This is a genomic window from Chryseobacterium sp. 3008163 (genome assembly GCF_003669035.1).
Classification (GTDB): domain Bacteria; phylum Bacteroidota; class Bacteroidia; order Flavobacteriales; family Weeksellaceae; genus Chryseobacterium.
On sequence record NZ_CP033070.1, the window covers coordinates 561,136 to 582,569 of the forward strand.

Annotated in this window: 17 protein-coding genes and 1 pseudogene; 6 read left to right on the top strand and 12 right to left on the bottom strand. The window is 33.6% G+C overall.

Annotated elements, in window-relative coordinates; genetic code table 11:
• Nucleotides 1-79 precede the first annotated feature (79 nt).
• Nucleotides 80-979 (top strand): pentapeptide repeat-containing protein, encoded by a 900-nt coding sequence (locus EAG08_RS02440; RefSeq protein WP_129534052.1) that lies wholly within the window; start codon nucleotides 80-82, stop codon nucleotides 977-979.
• Between the two features lie 52 nt (nucleotides 980-1,031).
• On the opposite strand, the gene EAG08_RS02445 is transcribed toward EAG08_RS02440, so the two are convergent.
• Nucleotides 1,032-3,566: a phosphoenolpyruvate carboxylase gene (locus EAG08_RS02445; protein ID WP_129534053.1), complete on the bottom strand. Its 2,535-nt coding sequence runs from the start codon at nucleotides 3,564-3,566 to the stop codon at nucleotides 1,032-1,034.
• A 595-nt stretch (nucleotides 3,567-4,161) separates the two neighbouring features.
• Here EAG08_RS02445 and EAG08_RS02450 point away from each other — a divergent pair.
• The 5 genes and pseudogenes from EAG08_RS02450 to EAG08_RS02470 all read left to right on the top strand — a co-directional run bounded on the left by EAG08_RS02450 (nucleotide 4,162) and on the right by EAG08_RS02470 (nucleotide 7,781).
• A complete protein-coding gene (locus tag EAG08_RS02450; RefSeq protein ID WP_129534054.1) occupies nucleotides 4,162-4,419 on the top strand; it encodes a hypothetical protein in 258 nt (85 codons plus the stop codon).
• A gap of 159 nt (nucleotides 4,420-4,578) precedes the next feature.
• Entirely contained in the window at nucleotides 4,579-5,112 is a 534-nt protein-coding gene (locus EAG08_RS02455) for a hypothetical protein (protein WP_129534055.1), read from the top strand.
• A gap of 121 nt (nucleotides 5,113-5,233) precedes the next feature.
• Nucleotides 5,234-6,396, top strand: a pseudogene (locus EAG08_RS02460) (iron-containing alcohol dehydrogenase).
• 201 nt (nucleotides 6,397-6,597) lie between these two features.
• The gene (locus EAG08_RS02465; protein WP_129534056.1) at nucleotides 6,598-7,056 is read left to right on the top strand and encodes a lipocalin family protein; all 459 of its coding nucleotides are present in this window, start codon (nucleotides 6,598-6,600) and stop codon (nucleotides 7,054-7,056) included.
• Nucleotides 7,057-7,124: 68 nt separating this feature from the next.
• Nucleotides 7,125-7,781: a GDSL-type esterase/lipase family protein gene (locus tag EAG08_RS02470; protein ID WP_129534057.1), complete on the top strand. Its 657-nt coding sequence runs from the start codon at nucleotides 7,125-7,127 to the stop codon at nucleotides 7,779-7,781.
• A gap of 79 nt (nucleotides 7,782-7,860) precedes the next feature.
• On the opposite strand, the gene EAG08_RS02475 is transcribed toward EAG08_RS02470, so the two are convergent.
• The 11 genes from EAG08_RS02475 to purH all read right to left on the bottom strand — a co-directional run bounded on the left by EAG08_RS02475 (nucleotide 7,861) and on the right by purH (nucleotide 21,282).
• Complete coding sequence (locus tag EAG08_RS02475; RefSeq protein ID WP_129534058.1) at nucleotides 7,861-9,213, bottom strand: DEAD/DEAH box helicase; 1,353 nt, start codon at nucleotides 9,211-9,213, stop codon at nucleotides 7,861-7,863.
• Nucleotides 9,214-9,427: 214 nt separating this feature from the next.
• Complete coding sequence (locus EAG08_RS02480) at nucleotides 9,428-11,071, bottom strand: ABC1 kinase family protein (protein WP_129534059.1); 1,644 nt, start codon at nucleotides 11,069-11,071, stop codon at nucleotides 9,428-9,430.
• 81 nt (nucleotides 11,072-11,152) lie between these two features.
• Nucleotides 11,153-11,854 (bottom strand): hypothetical protein, encoded by a 702-nt coding sequence (locus tag EAG08_RS02485; protein WP_129534060.1) that lies wholly within the window; start codon nucleotides 11,852-11,854, stop codon nucleotides 11,153-11,155.
• A gap of 65 nt (nucleotides 11,855-11,919) precedes the next feature.
• Nucleotides 11,920-12,756: a prephenate dehydratase gene (gene pheA / locus EAG08_RS02490; protein WP_129534061.1), complete on the bottom strand. Its 837-nt coding sequence runs from the start codon at nucleotides 12,754-12,756 to the stop codon at nucleotides 11,920-11,922.
• A gap of 70 nt (nucleotides 12,757-12,826) precedes the next feature.
• Nucleotides 12,827-13,462 carry an ATP-binding cassette domain-containing protein gene (locus EAG08_RS02495; RefSeq protein WP_129534062.1) on the bottom strand — a complete coding sequence of 212 codons (636 nt, stop codon included), beginning with the start codon at nucleotides 13,460-13,462 and terminating at the stop codon, nucleotides 12,827-12,829.
• On the bottom strand, nucleotides 13,449-14,309 hold the full coding sequence (locus EAG08_RS02500; RefSeq protein ID WP_129534063.1) for a hypothetical protein: 861 nt from the start codon (nucleotides 14,307-14,309) through the stop codon (nucleotides 13,449-13,451). Before EAG08_RS02500 ends, EAG08_RS02495 begins: the two co-directional genes overlap by 14 nt.
• Nucleotides 14,310-14,862: 553 nt before the next feature.
• Nucleotides 14,863-15,381 (bottom strand): hypothetical protein, encoded by a 519-nt coding sequence (locus EAG08_RS02505; protein WP_129534064.1) that lies wholly within the window; start codon nucleotides 15,379-15,381, stop codon nucleotides 14,863-14,865.
• 100 nt (nucleotides 15,382-15,481) lie between these two features.
• Entirely contained in the window at nucleotides 15,482-16,447 is a 966-nt protein-coding gene (locus EAG08_RS02510; RefSeq protein ID WP_129534065.1) for a hypothetical protein, read from the bottom strand.
• Nucleotides 16,448-16,680: 233 nt separating this feature from the next.
• Nucleotides 16,681-18,210 (bottom strand): glutamine-hydrolyzing GMP synthase, encoded by a 1,530-nt coding sequence (gene guaA / locus EAG08_RS02515; protein ID WP_129534066.1) that lies wholly within the window; start codon nucleotides 18,208-18,210, stop codon nucleotides 16,681-16,683.
• 234 nt (nucleotides 18,211-18,444) lie between these two features.
• Nucleotides 18,445-19,683 (bottom strand): phosphoribosylamine--glycine ligase, encoded by a 1,239-nt coding sequence (gene purD / locus EAG08_RS02520; protein ID WP_129534067.1) that lies wholly within the window; start codon nucleotides 19,681-19,683, stop codon nucleotides 18,445-18,447.
• Between the two features lie 84 nt (nucleotides 19,684-19,767).
• Nucleotides 19,768-21,282 carry a bifunctional phosphoribosylaminoimidazolecarboxamide formyltransferase/IMP cyclohydrolase gene (gene purH / locus EAG08_RS02525; protein WP_129537203.1) on the bottom strand — a complete coding sequence of 505 codons (1,515 nt, stop codon included), beginning with the start codon at nucleotides 21,280-21,282 and terminating at the stop codon, nucleotides 19,768-19,770.
• Nucleotides 21,283-21,434 lie beyond the last annotated feature (152 nt).

Consider the following 21,434-nt stretch of genomic DNA (forward strand, 5'->3'; position numbering starts at 1 on the left):
ATTCGATTCTGGTTTCTTCACAGCTTTTGGTACTGATGTAAATATCTTTGCTTCATTAAAACAAAGAAAAAATTACACTATGTTAAACACTAAAATCATTGGCAATAAAATTGTCAAGGCACGAAAAGAGACCAATATGTCTCAGGCACAACTTGCAGAACTCTTATTTATCAGTCCTCAGGCAATAGGAAAATGGGAACGCGGAGAATCAATTCCTGATCTTATCACATTCAATCGTCTTGCGGAAATTTTAGGGGTAGATCTTAATTATTTTTCAGAAAACTTTCAGTCTGCAACAAGCGAAACAACATCTGATGAGCTTTCGGAAAAGCAAACTATTGAACTCCCATCCGAAAAGCAGGAACAAAAGCCTAAATGGAATATGTCACTCGGAAATTGGATTGATGCCGACTTTTCCGGATTGAAAAATCTTGATGAAAAGTTTGGCTCCTCAAATATGCAACGTTGTAAATTTGTTGGTTCAGATCTTTCTCATCTTATTCTAAAAAATAATAATGTTGATCTTTGTGATTTTTCAAAATCTGAGATTCGCAAAAGCCGCATTCAGAATTCTAATTTATCTAACAATACATTTAAGAATGGTTCCCTGAATGAAACGGAATTTTCTAAAAGCTACATCTCAGGCTGCGATTTCACGGACACCGATTTTACAGGAGTAATTTTAAAAGATGGCGGTTTCGAGAAAAATATCATTGCTGAATCTATCTGGAACCGTACTTCTTTCATTAATACACATATTGCTGACGTTGTTTTTGAAGGTAAGTTGGATGATTGCTATTTTGAAAATTGTAAATTTACCAAAGTGACATTTCAACATTCGGTACTCAATAACATTTTTTTTAAAAACAATAATCTAAAAAGAGTACAGTTCATCGATTGTCAGGCAGATAGAATAACTTACGAATTCCTAGAAAGTGGGAAAGCAGATATTAGCGGCATCACTTTATTAACTCAATAAAATAATATTAAAAAAATAGACTGTTTCGTTTTTGAACAGTCTATTTTTTTATTTAAGCTGAATTCCTACTCGCATTAATATTACCGAACAACGATCTCGTTACCAATTTTTCATATGCTTCTTTATTTCCTTCACCTTTCTGAATTTTCATTAAAGCGTATTGTTGAATGCTCAACAACGGAAGCACAATTTTCTCACGAATTTTCACCGACTTTCTTGACAATGGATCTTCTTCCTGAAGCATTTTAAACCCAGTCAATTCCAGCATAATATCTTTTGAAAGATTATATTCACTGAAAAGGACATTCCAGAATTCACCGAATTTAGGATTATCTTTAATATAGTAAGTCAATGGGAAATAGGATTTGTTCATACTCATCATTGAGTTTAAAACTAAAGTTTTAAAGAAGTCAGAACCTTTATACAATTCTCTCACTTCGTCGAATCTTCCCTCTTCTTTCAACTGCTGCATTGCAAAACCAAAACCGAAGAAACCGGGAACATTCTGTTTCAACTGCGACCAGGATCCTACAAAAGGAATGGCTCTTAAATCTTCAAATTTCAACTCGTTTCCACCACCACGTTTTGACGGACGACTTCCGATATTGGTTTTTCCGTAATATTCGAGTGTACTCATCTCCTGAAGATAAGGGACAAACATCGGATGCGCCTTTAAATCTGAATATTTTTTATAACTGATATTGGCCAGCTCAAGAATTAGCGCTCTTTCTTTTTCAGTTAAATCCTTTTTAGAGTTTTTAAACACATCATTTTCTACTCCGGCAGTCAACAGCTGTTCAAAATTATACTTTGCCTGCTCTTTATTTCCGAAAATACTTGTAATGGTTTGCCCCTGGATGGTTAATTCAATTTTATTATTGGCAATAGTTTTTCCTTGAGAAGCGTAGAAATCGTGTGTTTTTCCACCACCTCTTGCCGGTGGACCGCCTCTACCGTCGAAGAAGACTACTTTAATACCATTCTCTTCTGACAGTTTAGTCAAAACTTCTTTCGCTTTATAAATTTCCCAATTGGCTTTCAAATAACCTCCGTCTTTAGTTCCGTCTGAGAACCCAAGCATAATCGTCTGCTGATTCCCTCTTCTCTCAAGATGTTTCTGATAAATCGGATTTTTATACAATTCGGTCATTACACTTTCGGCATTATCTAGACCTTCCATCGTTTCAAAAAGCGGAACAATATCCATATTGATTTCTTCGTCCTTGTAGCCTGTAATTTTGAAGAATGCATACACATTCATCACATCTTTCACCGCATCAGAATTGGAGATGATGTATCGATTCATCCCTCGGTTTCCGTTGGCAAACTGAATATCTTTTACCTGAGCGACGTTGATTAAAGTATCTTTTATAATATCCTCAAAACCATCAGCATCTATTTTCTCTGAAACCTGAATTAACTGATTAAATTTCTCATCGTTGCTAACCTCAGATTCACCAAATTTAGCTTTATAAACATCATCAATCACCTGTTGGTGGATTCTGCTGTCTTGTCTGATATCCAAAGTTGCAAAGTGAGTTCCGAAGATCTTCACACGGTCTTTGAAATTTTCAAGCTGATCGATGAAAAGAGAATTATGTTGTTCTACCAATATTTTCTCGGCTTCATTTAATCTTTTAAGAATATCTTCTGCGGTGATTCTTTCATTTCTAAAAATCGCAGTATAAAGCTCAGCACTCAGTTGTCCCAGAACTTCCGAAACTCCTCTGAAACTTAATCTTCTTCTTACATCTTTTAAATTTCCATAATATGATTTTAAAATGGCTGAACGCAGTTCTTCAGAAACTCTTTTCGTAACATCTGCTGTCACAAAAGGATTTCCGTCTCTGTCACCACCCGGCCAGAAACCAAGCTGAATGAGATCTTCATGCAAATGAAAATGCCCATTGCCAAAAGTCGTTTTGATTTTGGTAAATAATTCGCCAATCGTATCGTAATAAACATACCTCAGATAATGAATGATGCTCAAAGCCTCATCAATCGGAGTTGGCTTTTCTTTATTCACGAATGGAGTTTTCCCTAATTGCTGCAAAAGCATGTCAATATTGGTAATCGAATCGTCAGTGATTGATTTTCTTAAATCATGCAGAATTCTCTGTACCGAACTCGGATAAAACTGAGTGGGGTGAGCGGTAAAAACTACTTTCACCGTAAAATCTCGCAACTTTTCACGCACTTTCTCCAGTTTATGATCTTGCAATGAGCGCTCAAAAAGATTGGTTACCGTTCCGCTGTCACTTTCAGAATGTAAATTTGGGAACGCTGCATCTTCAATACTATCAAACAAAACAACTTGTCTCTCAATATACTGAATGATTTTAAACAACAATTCGAGTTTTTGTTCCTCTGTATGTAAATCGGTATGATTAGCAAAGAATTCTTCTACGATTTGTTCAGGAGTTTTTCCGGCATGGTAACCCTCTTTGCTTTCTTCATATAAAAACGGGAGTAGCATCCCGATGTTGGTCATTTTATCATAAGGCAGGCTCATAAATAATGAATTGTAAATTTGAAATTTATTTTCTACAATCTGCCTGAATTTTTCTGCGCGCTGGTCGTGTCTCATACAACAAATGTAATAGATTTTAAATTTAATTGCGAGCGATTGAGTTTAAAAAAGTGTGAAATTTAATTTATTTTTAATTTTCAGATAGGTTAAAAGAATAATAAAAGACAAGAATCAGCAATTGTTTAAAAAAATTAACCCTATATTTATATTCAAATTTGTTTACAATCATTTATTATGACTGAAAAACCATTATCTCACCAAACAATTGATGAGCTTTATCAGAACGAAAACAAGGCAAAAAAAAGCTTCATTAATAATATCATTCTTTTCCTTTTCATCATAGCAATTTCAATTTTCGTAACCTCTGAAAAAGGATTCGGCTTTTATACGTTCTTCCCAATATTCTTCAGTTATTCTATTATATCTTCTCATTTTAGATTGAAAAAAATCAGAGAAGAAATCAAGTCCAGAATATTGCATTTAAGAGGTTAATCATGTAATTATTTTTCAACAACAAGGGAATTCACTAAGTTTTCTAAGTATATTTTTTTGTATTTTCGCTCTGCCAAATTCAAAAAGAAATATGGATGTTTAAGAGAATACTTTATTATTTTCTATCATCACAGTTTTAGAGTAATAAAATACAGTTGTTATGAAAAATAATAAATTAGCAGACCTTACCACGGAACAGTTAGAAGCAAAAAAGAAAACACTTAAAGGTGCATTGATAGGATTGGGAATCGTTATGATTATTGCCTGTTCATTTCTCTTTTATCTTGCAATCGTTAATAAAAACTATGCACTTCTACCTATATCTACCGGATGTTTTATCACTCTACTTCCTAGCGTCATCGGTTTAAAACAGATTAATGCTGAAATAAAATCGAGAGAATCTAAGTACATTAAATAGTACTATTGTTATGCATAAAACCCGCATATATTTTCTTATTATAATTGCAATAATCACATGTGCCATTGGATTTTTTTTCTTAAAAATATTCCATTACTTTCTTTTATTTTCTTTTTGTCAACAATTGCAAACATATTCTTTGCATTCAGAGAAAACAAAATGGAAACATTACTTAAGGAGAACTCAAAAATCTATTCCAATGTAAATGAAATACAGATAAAAACTTATAAATCCATCAACGCCATTACTATTTTAACGTGTTCAATTTTTATAATAATCAGTACATTCTTTCTATATCTTGTCTTAAAAAAGGGAATAGATATTTTTTTTAGCCTTGTTGCAATAATGCCAATTACTGTGATAATATTTTTTGTATTCATGATTTATAAGGAAATAAAAAAAATGAACTCCACCATAATTACAATAAACAGCAAAGGAATACAAATATTGAAAAAGCCATTCATGAATTGGTATGATATAGAAAATGAAAGAATCATCTCAAGATTTTATACTTTTAAAGAATCAAAACATGACAATAGCAGTGAAGTCAATCATTTATTATTTTATTATAAAAATGAAAGAATTGAGATAGCAATTGATGAACTAGATATTACTGACTCACAATTAAATCAACATCTTAAAATTTTCCGCACAAGATTTAATGATGAGAAATCAAGATTGCAGCAACTTTAATTACAAAATTGCTGCAACTCCTCATAGTTTTAATAAAATTCAATCATACAAACTTTACACTTTTATTAACTGAAATTTCGCTACTCAATGCGTAAATTTGGTCTAAAATAAATTTAGAACAATGCTTAATTTCGAGTTAAAAAATCCAACAAAAATACTTTTCGGGAAGGGAGAAATCGCTAAAATTTCAAAAGAAGTTCCACAAGATGCCAAAGTCTTAATGATTTACGGTGGCGGAAGCATCAAAAGCAATGGTGTTTACGATCAGGTAAAAGATGCTTTGAAAAACCATGATGTTCAGGAGTTCGGTGGTGTTCCTGCGAATCCTGAGTATGAAGTTTTAGTAAAAGCTTTACAATTTATCAAAGAAAATAATATCACTTATTTACTGGCTGTAGGAGGCGGATCTGTAATTGACGGTGTAAAATTCCTTTCAGCAGCAGCCAATTACAATGGTGAACCTTGGGAAATTTTGAAAAAACCAGTGAGAACCCTTGAAGATGAAGGAATGCCCTTTGGTACTATTCTAACGTTACCAGCAACCGGTTCTGAAATGAATTCAGGATATGTTATCTCTAGAAGAGAAACCAATGAAAAGCTATCGTCCGGCGGTCCAGGATTGTTTCCTCAATTCTCGGTTTTAGATCCTGAAGTCATCAGATCAATTCCAAAAAACAAATTGCAAACGGTATTGCCGATGCTTATACGCATGTTTTAGAACAATATATGACGTCACCATCTTCGGCTGATCTTCAGGAAAGAATTGCCGAAAGTATTCTAATCTCTCTACAAGAAACAGCACCTAAAGTAATGAACGAAAACTTTGATTACGATGCGGCAGGTAACTTTATGTGGTGTTGTACAATGGCGCTGAACGGACTTATTCAAAAAGGAGTAATTACCGACTGGGCAGTTCATGCAATGGGACACGAACTTACCGCTTATTATGGAATTGACCATGCAAGAACACTCGCTGTAATCGCACCTTCTCACTACCGCTATAATTTTGAAACCAAAAAAGAAAAATTAGCTCAATACGCAGAAAGAGTGTGGAAAATAACTGAAGGAACTGTAGAACAAAAAGCAGAAGCTGCAATCAAAAAAATGGAAGCGTTTTTCCACAGTCTCGAAATTCAAACAAAACTTTCAGATTACACCCCAGATTATCAAAACACAGCAGAGCGTGTAGAAAAAGCTTTTACAGAAAGAAACTGGCTGGGTCTGGGAGAAAATAAAAATCTTACACCGCAAGATGCTTATAAAATTGTAGAAATGAGTTATTAGGAAGTCGGGAAGTCAGAAGATCGTGGTTAAAATCTAACGGATTGTAATTATAAAATTCAATATTTTTAAATTTCAATCTTCTGACTCTACTCTCTGAGAACAAATATTACATTTTTTATAAACATTAGTTTAAAAAACCTGAATTTCATTATAAATATTTCAAATTTATTTATATTTTAGCATATTCTTAAATTTGTGAAAATGAAAAAATACTTACTTTTATTTGCCTTTTCAGCCTTAGCGCTTAGTTCTTGTGAAGATGATGATATTCAAAACTATGAATTGGATATGCTAAAAGGTGAATGGAAGACGACAAAATCGGAAGTTGTTTCTGGAAAAGACCTTAAAACTGTACTCTCAACCGATACACCTACCGGATGTAGTGCAAAAAGTACAACAGAATTCAGAATTGATTACTATGCAGCATACACAGCAGTAACCGGAGTGGGAACAAGCTGTACAAGCACTAAAACAGAAGGTAAATATTCTTACGATGCAGAAGAAAAATTGCTTACTATTCAATATGATGACAATAGTATCTTTGTATTTAAAGTTATCATTCTAAGCAGTACAGAAATGAAATTGATGACAATGATTGGTAATATTGATCAAAACGGAGACAAAGTCATCGACTTTACCCAGATCAGCTATGTAAGATAAAATAACTAAACTCCCGATATTTTCGGGAGTTTTTTATTATATTTATTTCCTACAAAAATTAGACAACAATGAAGAAGATTTTCGCAGCATTTCTTTTGCTCACTTTTGCCCTTATTTTTTCGCAGGAAAAAAAGCCAATGTACTGGCAGGACATTCAAAATTTCAAAAAACTGGATCAGGAATCTGCACCGCCTAAAAATGCTATCCTTCTAATTGGGAGTTCATCTTTTACCAAATGGCAGGATGTTTCAGATTATTTTCCCGAAAAAGTGATTATTAATAGAGGTTTCGGAGGTTCAAGGTTGACAGATCTCAATTATTATTCTGAAGATTTATTAACCCCTTATCAACCCAAGCAAATCATCATCTATTGTGGTGAAAATGATTTTGCAGATGATGCCAAGTTAAAAGCAGATGTCGTTGTCGAGAGATACAAGACTTTTTACAGGAAAATTCGTGAAAAATTTCCAAATATTCAGGTTGATTATATTTCAATTAAATATTCTCCAAGCCGGGAGCATCTTTGGCCTCAAATGAAACAAGCCAATAAAAAAATCGCAAAATTCATGAAGAAAGAAAAAAATGCAGATTTCATAGACATTACAAAAGCAATGAACGATGCAAATGGAAATATTAGAAAAGACCTTTTTGTGGAAGACATGCTTCATATAACTCCTGAAGGTTATCAGCTTTGGACTAAAGTGATGAAACCTTATATGAAGTAAATTATTAGTAATAGAATCAAGTATTTAATTCAAATAAACAAAAAACGATTCCAATTTTTGGAATCGTTTTTCTTTATGCTTATTTCTTTCTCTTCGATTTTGAGATTGCTTTTTGTTGTGCTCGGTTGGCTCCGAATTTCTTAGGCTCTTTCCTTTTTGATGGTCCGCCCCAGTTTTCCTTCTTATTTTTATCTTTCTTCTCATGGAATGCTCCGCCACCTTCATAAAGCTTACCTTGTGCAGGATTTTTCATCAGGATAACATCTTCTTCCGAAGCAATCTTTTTAGGATTGATTTTCACTTCAGACGGGAAGTCAATATACCTTAATTCTTTATCCATCAATAATTCGATGTCAAGTACTAAAGTTTCTTCTTTTTTAGTCACAAAAGTGATGGCTTTACCATCTTTGTCTGCTCTACCCGTTCTACCAATTCTGTGAATATATTGCTCCTGAACCTCCGGAGTTTCAAAGTTGATAACGTGGGTAATATTTGAAATATCCAGACCTCTCGCCATAACATCCGTCGTAATCAAACCTCTGATCTCTTCTTTTTCAAAGCTTTTCATCGCTTTCAATCTGTAGTTCTGAGATTTATTTGAGTGAATTACATCAAATTCTTCCGGGAAAAGTTCATTTATTTTTACAAATAATAAGTCTGCGTGTTTTTTGTTATTCGCAAAAATCAAGACTTTAGACATATCTTGATTGTTCTTCAACAAATGCTCAAGCAAATTGATTTTGGTATTGAAGTTTTCAACTTTATAAGCGGTCTGCTCAATTTTCTCAAGCGGAGTTCCTGATTTTGCTAATGAAATTTCAATCGGTCCTGCGAAATACTGTTCAAGCATTTCGTCAACAGCTTCTGTCATGGTTGCAGAGAAAAGAATATTCTGTCTTTTATCTCTCATCATTTCAAAGATGTGTGTCAACTGAGGTCTGAAACCTAAATTCAACATTTCATCAAACTCATCAATAATCAGTTTCTGAACTTCTCTTAATGAAATGGCATTATCAATCGCTAAATCCATGATACGACCAGGAGTTCCAACTAAAATATCACAACCGTCGTTGAATAAAAGCTTTTGCGTGTTGATGTTTTTCCCACCGTAAATTCCGATTACTCTTGCAGTGATATTTTCTGTCAGTTTTTCTACGATTTCTGATACCTGAACGACCAATTCTCTTGTAGGAACTAAAACAACAACTGTAGGGTTTCCCGTTTTATTGTATTTCCAGGTCTTCAAAACCGGAAGAAGATACGCCAAAGTTTTCCCTGTTCCCGTCTGTGCAATTCCCATCACATCTCTTCCTGAAAGGATCGGTCCGATACTCTTCTCCTGAATTGGAGTAGGTTCAAATAAATTTAAATCTGCTAAAACATCAAGAACTCTAACCGGAAGGTCAAAGTCTGCAAAAGTGAGTTTTTCCATTTTGCAAAGATAGGCAATTAATTTGGTTGTGTATTATTGTAGAAATTTGTAGGATACAATATGAATTATGGTAAGTTTCATGTCCATTTTTTTTTGAAAAGTTAACATAATGTTTGTCATTCCATACGAAACTAGCCACTAAACTTTTCTATTCCTAGCTTCCTACGGAATGACAATTGGACGCATATTTTTAATATTAATAATCTACGTAAAATTACTTCCTCGTAATTCTCAACATAAGAATCACAACCAGTAAAACCGAAAATATAAATCCTAAAACCGCTACCAAGGACATCTCCCCAATTCTTGGTCCTGATTCTGAAACAAAAACAATTGCCGTGGCAATAATATTCGCTCCCAAAACCATCGCCAAAATCAAATTGACAATGCTCGATTTAATCAGCTGATTGGTCTTTTCGATATTTTTAATCTCACTTGATATAGTAAATTTATTATCATCCAGTTTCTGCAGAACAGAACGCAACTCTTTCGGAATTTCATCCACATTATCGGTGAAATTCATCATTTTATCCATTCCGGATTTGAAAAGCTTTTTGGGACTGATCTTTCTTGTCAGGATTTTTTTTGTGTACGGATGAAGACTTTTTACAATATCCAGATCAGGATTAATGGTTCTTCCGACACCTTCTATCAACCCAATTCCCTTGAATAAAAGATAGAAGTAATCTGGCATATATAACTGATTAACCTTCAAAACATCTTTCATTTTGTTGATGATAATATGCGGATCAATATCTTTTAGTGAAGTGCTGTGAACGAAATTCAAAACTTCTTCTACATCATTTTCAAATCTTCTTTCATCCGGAATTTCATAGCTGACCGCCATTTTTTTGAGATAACGAACAATTTTGTTGGAATTTTTAGCCACAAAAGCGACAATCAGACTTTCGAGAATTTCTTTATCATTCGGTTGAATTTTTCCTACTGCTCCAAAATCGATGAACACAACTTTTCCATCTCTTTTTACCAAAATATTTCCGGCGTGCGGATCAGCATGAAAAAAGCCGTAATCTAAAATCTGTGAAACAAAAAGTCTTAAACCAACTTCAGAAATGACAACGGGATCAATTTGATGTTTTACTAATTCTTCTTTGTCTGTTACTTTAATTCCGTCAATAAATTCCATGCAAAGGACATTATTGTTTGAAAATTCATCATAGACAATCGGAACGTATGTTTCTTTATTGTTTTTAAAATTTAAAGCAAACTGTTTGATATTATTCCTTTCATTAACGAGAGAAACTTCTTCCAGCAAAGATTTTTCGAAGGTGGCAATGGCTTGTTTTAAATTAAGTTTTGACCCAATCTCAGAATAGGTAGAAATCAATTTCACCAAATCTTTAATGAGCAGCAAATCATCTTCAATGACGCTGAGAACATCAGGTTTTTTGATTTTTAAAATGACTTCTTCTCCAGTCATTAGAGTCGCTCTGTAAACCTGAGCTATAGAAGCTGTTGCTAAAGGTTTTGTGATAATTTCTGAGAAATGCTCATTGACAACGATATTAAATTCATTTTCCAGAATTTCTTCAACATTCATTTCAACTACTTCTACCCGATCCTGAAGTTTCTGTAATTCCTGAATCAATTCTGGTGGAAGCAAATCTTCACGGTTGCTGAATGTCTGTCCGAGCTTCACAAAAGTAGGACCCAATTCTTCTAAAACCAATCGTATTCTTTCGTAAACGGTTCCTTTAGAAATAATTTCGTCAGACGACGCAGAACTTTCTTCCGGTCTTTTGCCCATTCTGGCAATCATATCTTTGAAGCCGTATTTACTTAAAACGGAAATTAAGCGTGCAGATCTTTTCAGCTTTCGCTGTTGTTTGTCAAACATAATTTTGAGGATGAATTGAATTGCAAAGTAACTTCAAAAATTATTCCGATTGGAAATTAACTGAGAATTATCAAGATAATTTTAAATCACTTTAAATCCCGTCAAAATCAATATTAAAAGATTAATCCCCAAAATCACCCAAAAGAAAAGTCGGCTTGGTTCGGAAATACTTTTCAGTTGATCGATGATTTTCACTTTAATAATTTCAGAAAAGCTTACGTTTTCGTCTTTGAAATCAATTTCATTCAAGTCTACTTTTTTAAAACCAAACGTGATAATTTTCTTCAGCCATTTGTTTTGTTTTGAATCTCTGATTTCCTGCAAAATTCTCAGCTGCAACTTAGTTTTGTCAACGCCTTGCTTGAATAATTCAGGTTGATGTTCTTTCACCTTTAAAAGAATTTTATCTATAATCGGGAACAATAATTTTTCACCTTTATCAGCAATCAGTCGGTTGATTGTTTTGAACATCACGTATTTATTTCCCATTGAGAATAATAAAAACGGACTGCCTATCATACTTAGCAACGTCAAACCAAACGCAATAGGTCTTTGCATAAAAAGCACAACAATGGCAGCATCACCATTTGTGTGAACTGGACCGCTGCCATTTGAATATGTTTGTCGGATGATTATCATTATTGTCGCAATGCAAAGAATTGCAATCGAGAATTGGCCTATCAAATTTATTTTCAAAAAGCTCAGAGTTGACCTTCCAAAAAGCTTTGCAAAATATTTGAAATCTTCGTTAATGAAACTCTTCTGTTTTTCTTTAATCATCATGTGTGTGAATTTTATATCTTAAAAATACGAAGAATTGAACACATGAAACCAATATTTAACTGAAATTATTCTGTAAAAACATATTCATTGTAATGTCCTAAAAATTTCACATTAGAACCTAAAGAAATAATCTCATCGATGACGTTTTGAGACAAAACATTGTGCCATTCACTGGCAACATTGATGAAGAAAAAGTAATTTCCCAAACCCGTTTTCAAAGTTCGGCTTTCAATTTTTGAAAGGTTCATTTTTCGCCATGCAAAAGCGGAAAGTACCTGATGAAGACCTCCCGCGTGATCTTCGGGAAGTGTGATGATAAGTGATGTTTTCTCAGAAGTTTGCGGTAAATCCAATTTTAAACTTTCTTTCTTTTTTGAAATCACAATAAACTTGGTATGATTCTGTTCAAAATCCTGAATATTTTGATGAATGATTTTTAAACCATACAATTTTGCTGAATATCGATTGGCAACTGCTGCCCATTTCTCGTCTGGATTTTCAGAAACCAATTTTGCGGCTGCGGCTGTTGAACTATAATCCTGCGACTGAATATCTTTATAATAATCATGTCTAAAGTGAAAAGTCTGCGCCAAGGCTTGAGGATGCGAAATGATTTTATCAAAAGTCTCGTTATCAGGATGAATCATCAGATGATGCGCGATCGGCATCACCAATTCAGTTTCAATAAATACTTCGAAGTCATAGAGATAATCCAATGTCATTGAAACCGTACCTTCAATAGAATTTTCTAAAGGAACGACCGCTTTATCAACTTCATTATTTTTAACGGCATTGAAACAGTCTAAAATGCTCGACTGTGGAACCAATTCTTCATTCGGGAAAATCTGTGTGGCTGCCAACTGCGTAAAACTCGCCTGTGGACCAAGGTATGCTATCTTCATTGAACAAATGTAAAAAATTAATCATAAAAAATGTTCGGATGAAGCTGTAAAACGATGAACCAATTTATTTTTAAAATTTAAAATTACTCAGTTGATCAAAATCTGAGCGATCAAATATATCTTTAATAACTCCTTCTTCCAAAATTGCAATTTTGTCACAGGTATGAAATAGAGTCTCAATAATATGCGAGCTAATCACCACAATTTTGTTTTTATCTTTCAGTTCACGGATGATTTCATATAAAATATGAACGCCTTCAAAGTCTACTCCATTAAAAGGTTCGTCAAGAATGTTGATGGGTTTATCGAGCATCAGCATTCCCATCAACGCAATTTTCTTTTTCATTCCGCTGGAATAATCTTGAACAAATTTATTGAGTGGCAACTTAAATTTTCTGGTAAGTTCGCTTACAGATTGCTGCTCGTTTTCTGAGAAATATTCTAAATACTCTTTTCCGGTGATGTATGGGTAGAAGTAGTTTTCAGTTTCGAGATAAGAAATGCTCTTTCTTTTGAGTTTTTCGTTATTCCAAAGAATTTCGCCAGTATATTTTTGATTCTGATACAGAGATTCAAATAGTGTAGTTTTTCCTGCTCCATTTTTTCCAAGCAAACCAATGATAGAACCTTCTTTTAAATTTAGATTCAAGCCTTTTAAGACATTTTTATCTTTAAAACTGACCGATAAATTTTTAATTTCCAACATAAATTCTGATGTTTTGTTTTGCCTCTTTGATATTTTGTTTGATTACGAAAATTGCAGGAATAATCAATATACTGCAGACAAAAAATTCTAAAAAGACAATCATTCCGTAGTAATTTCCTCTTTCTTTAAAGTTGTATATTTTGTATTTTCTGGTGAGAATCAAAAGGAAATACAGATTCATAAATACCATATAATACAGAAGATAAAAGCTTTCAGAGTAATTAAAAACCAAGAAACCAATATAAGTAGGCAGCAAAACAAGGTTGAAAAAAGCGAGATTATTTCGCAGTTTAAATGTAAAATCATACTTTTTAAAATACATTTCCAACATTTCTTTACTTTCATTGGGCTCAAAAATAGCGCCTATAAAATCAAATGTAAAAATTCCGCATAAAATAAAACTTGCCGGATAATAAGACGACATCACTAGAATTAGATAAACCAAAATCACCAAAATCGTATTTTTCCTAAAATAACTTTTCCATTCAAAAAGAAAAGTCGGAATAAAATTCCATTGAAGCCCGAAGCGAATTTGTTTTTTGGGATAGAAAAAAGCGAAGGAAATCACAGCAGCAAAAAACAGAAGTGCATATTGATCAATTTTATAATTGATGTTTGCTAGCAGGAATATGCTGTAAATAATTACCGATTCAAGAAAAACCACTAACCTCCATTCTCTTACGAAGACTTTTTGCAGAAACGGAATATCTTTTCTGTTGATGTGAAAAACAAATGTCAATAGAAAAAATAGTGAAGGATATAAAATTGCTAGAGGAAATTTCACCACCACCAGACATCCAAAAATTAAAAATGCAGGAAGACTGATTTTCGGATTTAAATTAAACATCCGCAAACTTTGATTGATTCGGAACTTGAAATGGGTATAAAACTTTCTCAACACTTTATTTTAAAGGTTTCTTGCTATATTTTTTTCTGAATTTTCAAATATATGAAAAATTTAAGATGAGTTGATTATTTTAATCACTTAAAAGTGATATTAATTGAACTATAAATAAAATCAGCTGTAAAAACACTTTAAATTTTGTCTAATAATCTTTATTTTTGTCAAAACTAAAAGATGAAATATTTCAGACTCATACATATTATCACAATACTTATTATTTTTATTTTAAGAATATTTTTTCCTGATTTAATAAATAATATTACATATAATATAAATTTGTTTTCTTATTCATCTCTTAACAACGCTGAAGTAAAAAGTTCAATTTTCTTTGTGTTTGGTCCATTACTATTTCTAAGTTATCTATTGGCAGGTGAAAATAAAATTTTCAAAATTTTGTATTGTATTTTAATTCTCCTAAATATCTCAGTAATTACTATGTTTTTGCATAAATTCTAAATAGTAAAATAAAAAACCAGCCTCGAAAAGCTGGTATTTGTTAATTTGCGTAATCTGACATTGATATTTCAGAAATGTTACTGAATTCAACTGAATCTTTTTCTTTATTGTATTTTAAATACATGGTTCTCCATTTCTCTTTTGCTACTTCTGCCTTTTCAGGATAATTGTCTTTCATAATAAAATGGTCTTTCATTTTATCAAAATTCTCATATTTTAATTTAAAAGTTTTATTCAGTCTTTCTGAAACTAAAAACTCGTAATCCTTATATTTAAAATATCCATATTTTTCATTTTTTACTTCATCATTAATTCTCTTAGAATTTTCATTAATGATTGTAGGTTTTTGATTGGCAAATAATAGCTCAGTGACATTCTTATTACTATCATCAGTTCCCGAAACAACAATAAATTTCACTTTCTTCTTATTATTAGAATCTGTAATAAATTTATCAATTTCAGAAATTATTTTTTGATTGTTAATAACCTCAGTAATTTCCGGGTTTCTATTACATCCGAGTAAAATTATTAAAATGCTTGCGATTAAAATATTTTTCATGCACTTAATTTTTTAAGAAAGAGATTTCAAAAATAATATAAAAATCCCACCAGAAAAAAGGCAGGATTATTTTATTCAATTGCACTATGAGTTTTTGGAGTTAGTTCACTACCCCGAATTTATTATTTTTAAAATCCAGTACAATAATGTTATTAACAAAAAACGCATTTCCTGTCAGACCGTCAATGTTCTCGGTTTTATTGAATTCCTGAAGTCTTTTGTTATCATTATACCAGGCATAATCATTTTCCAGCTTTCTTTTTCCCAGATATACTTTTTCTTTAATTGGTCGTCCATAAAATTTAACTTTTTCACCCCATGAATTCGCAATTATCGTATCTGTTTTGACAGTTTGGTCTACCGATGAAGTCCACAGCTCTTTATTGGTATTAATGGGAAATAAACTTGCACCTGTATCAAACATAAACCAATGGGTTTTGCCTGCAATAGTAAGAGGAATATTCAGTCTACCATTATTAGATTTTGCATCTACAAATGTCGTCATTTTCTTTAAATGGCTGTCTAATGAATCAAGGACACACATTCTTTTATTAGGATAATCAATGATAAGTATTTTATTATTAAACATATCTGCACCTAAAGTTCCGATGTGCTTAGGTTTTTTGTTAAATAATGAATCTGTAGGAATTTTATCTCCGTAGTTTTCTTTATACACTAAATTATCTTTAGACAGTTTTCCTAAATGATAAATCAGTCCTTTTGTCTTATACACTGTTTTTCCTCCATTATCCGTAGACTTAGAGCTTTCTATGAGGAAGTTTTTCACTTCACTTTCTTTATAGTAACTGTTTATTGTATTTCCGTAGACAAGTGTTGCATCGCTTCCCAAATCGAACTGAAGGGTGAAATTTGCATTTAAATCATTAACTTTAACAGGAACAAGCATGGCTACTTTATCAAAATTCTTTCCTGAAATCTTTGCGGCATACCATGAAAACGGAAACCATGGATAGTTTTCAGAAGGTGAATTATTTTTACTGGAAGCCATACAACTGGTCAGTATTGAGCCAAGTACGATTATTGTAATCAGATGTTTTATTTTCATTTTTTCGGATTATTAGCCTGAGAGTTGAATTGTAAAAAATTACTGGTGCTAAATGTATAATAATTCTACAAAAAAAGGGTCAATTTATTTTTCAATTTAAAAATAAAAAATAAAGGTCTCAGAGTAACGAAAATATCTTTAATTGAGACATAAAAAAGCTTTTTGATAATAACAAAAAAGCCTGCTATAAAGATATAACCAGGCTTTTTTTTATTTAAATAGTTCGTATAGGATTACTCCCACTCAATCGTTGCAGGTGGTTTGCTTGAAATATCGTAAGCTACTCTGTTGATTCCTCTTACTTCGTTGATGATTCTGCTTGAAACAGTATCTAAAAACTCGTAAGGAAGTCTACTCCACGTTGCGGTCATAAAATCGATAGTGTTGGCAGAACGAACTACTGCTGTGTATTCATAGGTTCTTTCGTCACCCATAACTCCGACAGATTTTACAGGAAGAAGAACTACGAATGCCTGAGAAACTTTCTCATACAAATCGTTTTTATATAATTCTTCGATGAAAATATCATCAGCTTCCTGAAGGATTTTCACTTTTTCAGCATCAACAGCACCCAAAATTCTGATTCCCAAACCTGGACCCGGGAAAGGATGTCTGTGTACCAAATGATGAGGAATACCCAATTCTTCACCCACTTTTCTTACTTCGTCTTTAAAGAGTTCTCTTAAAGGCTCAAGCAATTCAAATTCCATTTCTTCTGGAAGTCCACCCACATTGTGGTGAGATTTGATTACAGCTGAAGGTCCATTTACCGACTGACTTTCGATCACGTCAGGATAAATTGTTCCCTGCGCTAAGAATTTTGCTCCTTCAATTTTATGAGATTCTTCGTCGAAAACATGAATAAATTCGTTTCCGATGATTTTTCTTTTTTGTTCAGGATCGTCAACTCCGGCTAATTTTGATAAAAATCTTTCTGAAGCGTCAACCAATTTGATGTTCATATTAAAACTCTCGCCGTAATTTCTCATCACTTTTACGTCTTCGTCTTTACGAAGAAGTCCGGTGTCTACAAATATACAATGAAGCTGATCACCGATTGCTTTGTGAATTAAAACGGCAGCAACAGAAGAATCTACACCACCTGATAGACCAAGGATCACTTTGTTGTCTCCTACTCTTTCTTTGATTTCTTCAACTGTTTTGTCGATATAATTGGTCAGTTTCCAGTTTTTCTCTGATTCACAGATGGCAAAAACGAAATTCTCCAACATTTTACCACCTTCTTCTGTGTGAGAAACTTCAGGGTGGAACTGTACGCAGTAGATTTTCTTTTCTTCGTTGGCAATTGAAGCGATTACTCCTGATTTTGCATTTAATTCAAAACCTGCAGGCAACATTCCTACTTCGTCAAAGTGGCTCATCCAAACTACAGAATTCTGAGTAACGCCTTTTAATAAAGATGATTCTTTTACAATATCCAAATGTGCTTTACCGTACTCGCCTTTTACGCCTTTGTGTACTTTTCCGCCTAAAAGATGTGCGGTCAACTGCATTCCGTAACAGATTCCTAATACAGGAATTCCTTGTTCATACAATTCTTTTTCAACCAAATGAGCATTTTCTGCATTTACAGAGCTTGGTCCACCGGAAAGGATGATTCCTTTTGGCTGTTTTTCTAAGATTGTTGCTAATGGTGTATTGAATGGTAAAATTTCAGAATACACTCCCATCTCACGGATTCTTCTTCCGATAAGCTGGTTGTACTGAGATCCGAAATCTAATATGATAATACCGTTATTCATTGTATAATTGATGATTGATAATTTATAAATGATAAAACAAATGATGTTGATTTACCTAATTTTTTAAAAGGACGAAAACCCTAGCCCTGATGGAAGCGGCATCCTTTTTTGTTATTGCGATTGAGAAATAGTTCAACAAATTAATTCACGTTGTTCGCAATGACAAAAAAGATACAGCGGACAGCAGGTTCTCGGCTTCTAATAAAAAAGCCCCGAAAAAATCAGGGCATTATATTAAAATTTACCGATGTCTTCTCTGTAGAAACTGTAATCGAAGTGAACGTGAAGTGCGTCTTCATATACTTTCTTTCTGGCTTCGTCGTATGTAGCTCCCGTAGCAACTACGTTCATTACTCGACCTCCGTTAGAAACTATTTTGTCCCCTTTTTTTACAGCTCCTGCACACAATACCTGGCTGTGTTTTGCTTTTTCTATTCCTGTGATTTCAAATCCAGTTTCGATGTTTCCAGGGTAACCACCAGAACACATTACCAAGCAAACTGCTTTTTCGTCTTTGAATTTAAGATCTAAATCTTTTCCGTTCATACAATCGTTGATCACGTCTAACAGATTATTTTCCATTAACGCCATCAAAACTTGAGTTTCAGGATCTCCGAATCTCATGTTGTATTCTAAAAGATACGTTCCGTTTTTAGTTACCATCAATCCGAAGAAAATGATTCCTTTGAAACTGAAACCTTCTGCTTTAAGGCCCGTCAATGTTGGCTCTAAAATATTTTTTTCAAAATCTGCAGTATGTTCTGCCGTAAATTCCGGACTTGGTGCTACAGAACCCATACCACCTGTGTTTGGACCTTTATCACCGTTTCCAGCTTTTTTATAATCTTTTGCAGCAATACAAGGGAAGATTTTTTCACCGTTTGAGAATGCAATGATTGATGCTTCAAAACCTTGTAAATATTCTTCAATCACCAAACGAATACCAGCATCACCATAGATTCTTCTAATCATGAAATCGTGGATCGTCGCTTCAGCTTCTTCAAGAGTGTCGCAAATAACAACTCCTTTTCCGCCTGCTAAACCACTCGCTTTGATTACCAAAGGATATTCCTGAGTCTGTACGTATTCTTTAGCTTCGTTATATGAATCAAATACCACAGCTTTTGCTGTTTTGATATCATAGGTCTGCATAAATTTCTTAGAGAAAGCCTTACTTCCTTCAAGACTTGCTACCTTTTGGTTCGGACCGAAAACTTTAAGATCATGTTTCTTAAATTCATCCTTCAAACCAGCTACCAAAGGAGCTTCCGGACCTACAATCGTAAGATCTACTTTTTCTTTTATCGCAAAATCTCTCAATTCTTTGATTTCTGACATATGAACATTTTGCCCGATGGCATCTGTAGACGCATTACCGTTGGCAAAAAACATTTTAGTAACTCTGTTGTCCTTTTGAAGTTTCGCTGCCAGTGCAGATTCTCTTCCACCTTCACCTATGATTAATATTCTCATACTTTATTTATTTCTAATCTAGTTTACAAATATATAATTTTGAATGCTATAAATACAATCTCAAATTACTATTTTAATTCAATTTTAATGAAAGAAATGTCTTACACCTGTGAACATCATTGGGATTTTGTGTTCGTTGGCAGCATCAATACTTTCCTGATCTTTTACGCTTCCGCCAGGTTGAATTATTGCTGTAATACCTTCCTGAGCGCAGAAATCTACCACATCACGGAAAGGGAAAAATGCATCAGAAGCCAAAACTAATTCTCCTGTGAATTTCTCTTTTGCTCTTTCGATGGCCTGTTGAGTTGCCCAGATTCTGTTCACCTGTCCGCCTCCGATTCCGAAAGCCTGGATTCCGTTTGAAACAACGATTGCGTTTGATTTCACGTATTTTACCACTCTCTGAGAGAATAATAATGCTTTTTTCTGCTCTTCAGTCGGTTGAGTTTCAGTAACCACTTTAATATCGTCTGAGAAAATACTGTCGTTGTCCTGAACCAAGATTCCACCGTCAACTTTTACCCAAGTTTGCTTATCTGAAACCGGATTAACGATTTTTATAATTCTTAAATTTTTCTTTTTTCTTAAAATTTCCAAAGCATCCTCATCAAATTCCGGAGCCATTACGATTTCTAAGAAAGTTTTGTTTAATTCTTCAGCGGTTGCAGCGTCGATTTTGAAGTTGGCAGCAACAATTCCTCCGAAAATAGAAACAGGATCACATTCGAAAGTCTTTTTATAAGTTTCTAAAGCTGAAGTTCCAATCGCCACTCCACAAGGTGTGGAATGTTTTACGGCACAACAAGCCATTTCTTCTTTAAATTCTGTTACCACTTTCCAGCAGAGATCCATATCACGAAGGTTGTTGAATGACAATTCCTTACCTCCTAACTGTTCGAAATCTTTCATCGCACCATTTTCAAAAGTTGAAACGTAGAACGCTGCAGTCTGGTGTGGATTTTCTCCATATCTTAAGTCTGAAACTTTCTTATATGAAGCGCTTAGATAAGTCGGATAATCTTCTTCTAAAAGCATTCTTGAGATTGCCGCATCATAAGCTGAAGTCAAGTTAAATACTTTTCCTGCTAATCTTTTACGGGTTTCGATGAACGTGTCACCGTTTTGTTCCATTTCGATTTTTACTTTTTCGTAATCTTCAACGTCAGTAATTACAGTTACAGAATCGAAATTTTTTGCAGCAGAACGAAGCATTGAAGGACCTCCGATATCGATGAATTCAACTTTTTCGTGTAATGAAATGTCTTTGTTTACATTTTCAAAAAACGGATACAAATTCACAATCACCATGTCGATCAAACCGATATTGTGCTCCTGAACGGTTTTCATGTGCTCTTCGTTTGAACGAACCGCCAATAAACCACCGTGAACTTTCGGGTGTAAAGTTTTAACTCTTCCGTCCAACATTTCAGGAAAATCGGTCACCTCATCGATCTGAATCGGATTTAAACCAGCGTCTTTCAAATGTTTGAATGTACCTCCTGTAGAGATCAATTCATAATTTTGAGATTCTAAAAACTGTGCGAATTCTGTTAATCCGCTTTTGTCAGAAACACTGATCAAAACTCTCTTGCTCATAGATTTTTCATTTTTTGAAGCGAAAATCGCAGGATTGCGATTTTCACTCATTTTTACTTTTGTCCCTTTCAGGACTTTTTCAACTTTTACTTTTTACAGTTATTTCAAACTGTAGACCGGTTCTTTCACCTCCGATCTTACTTTTACTTAGA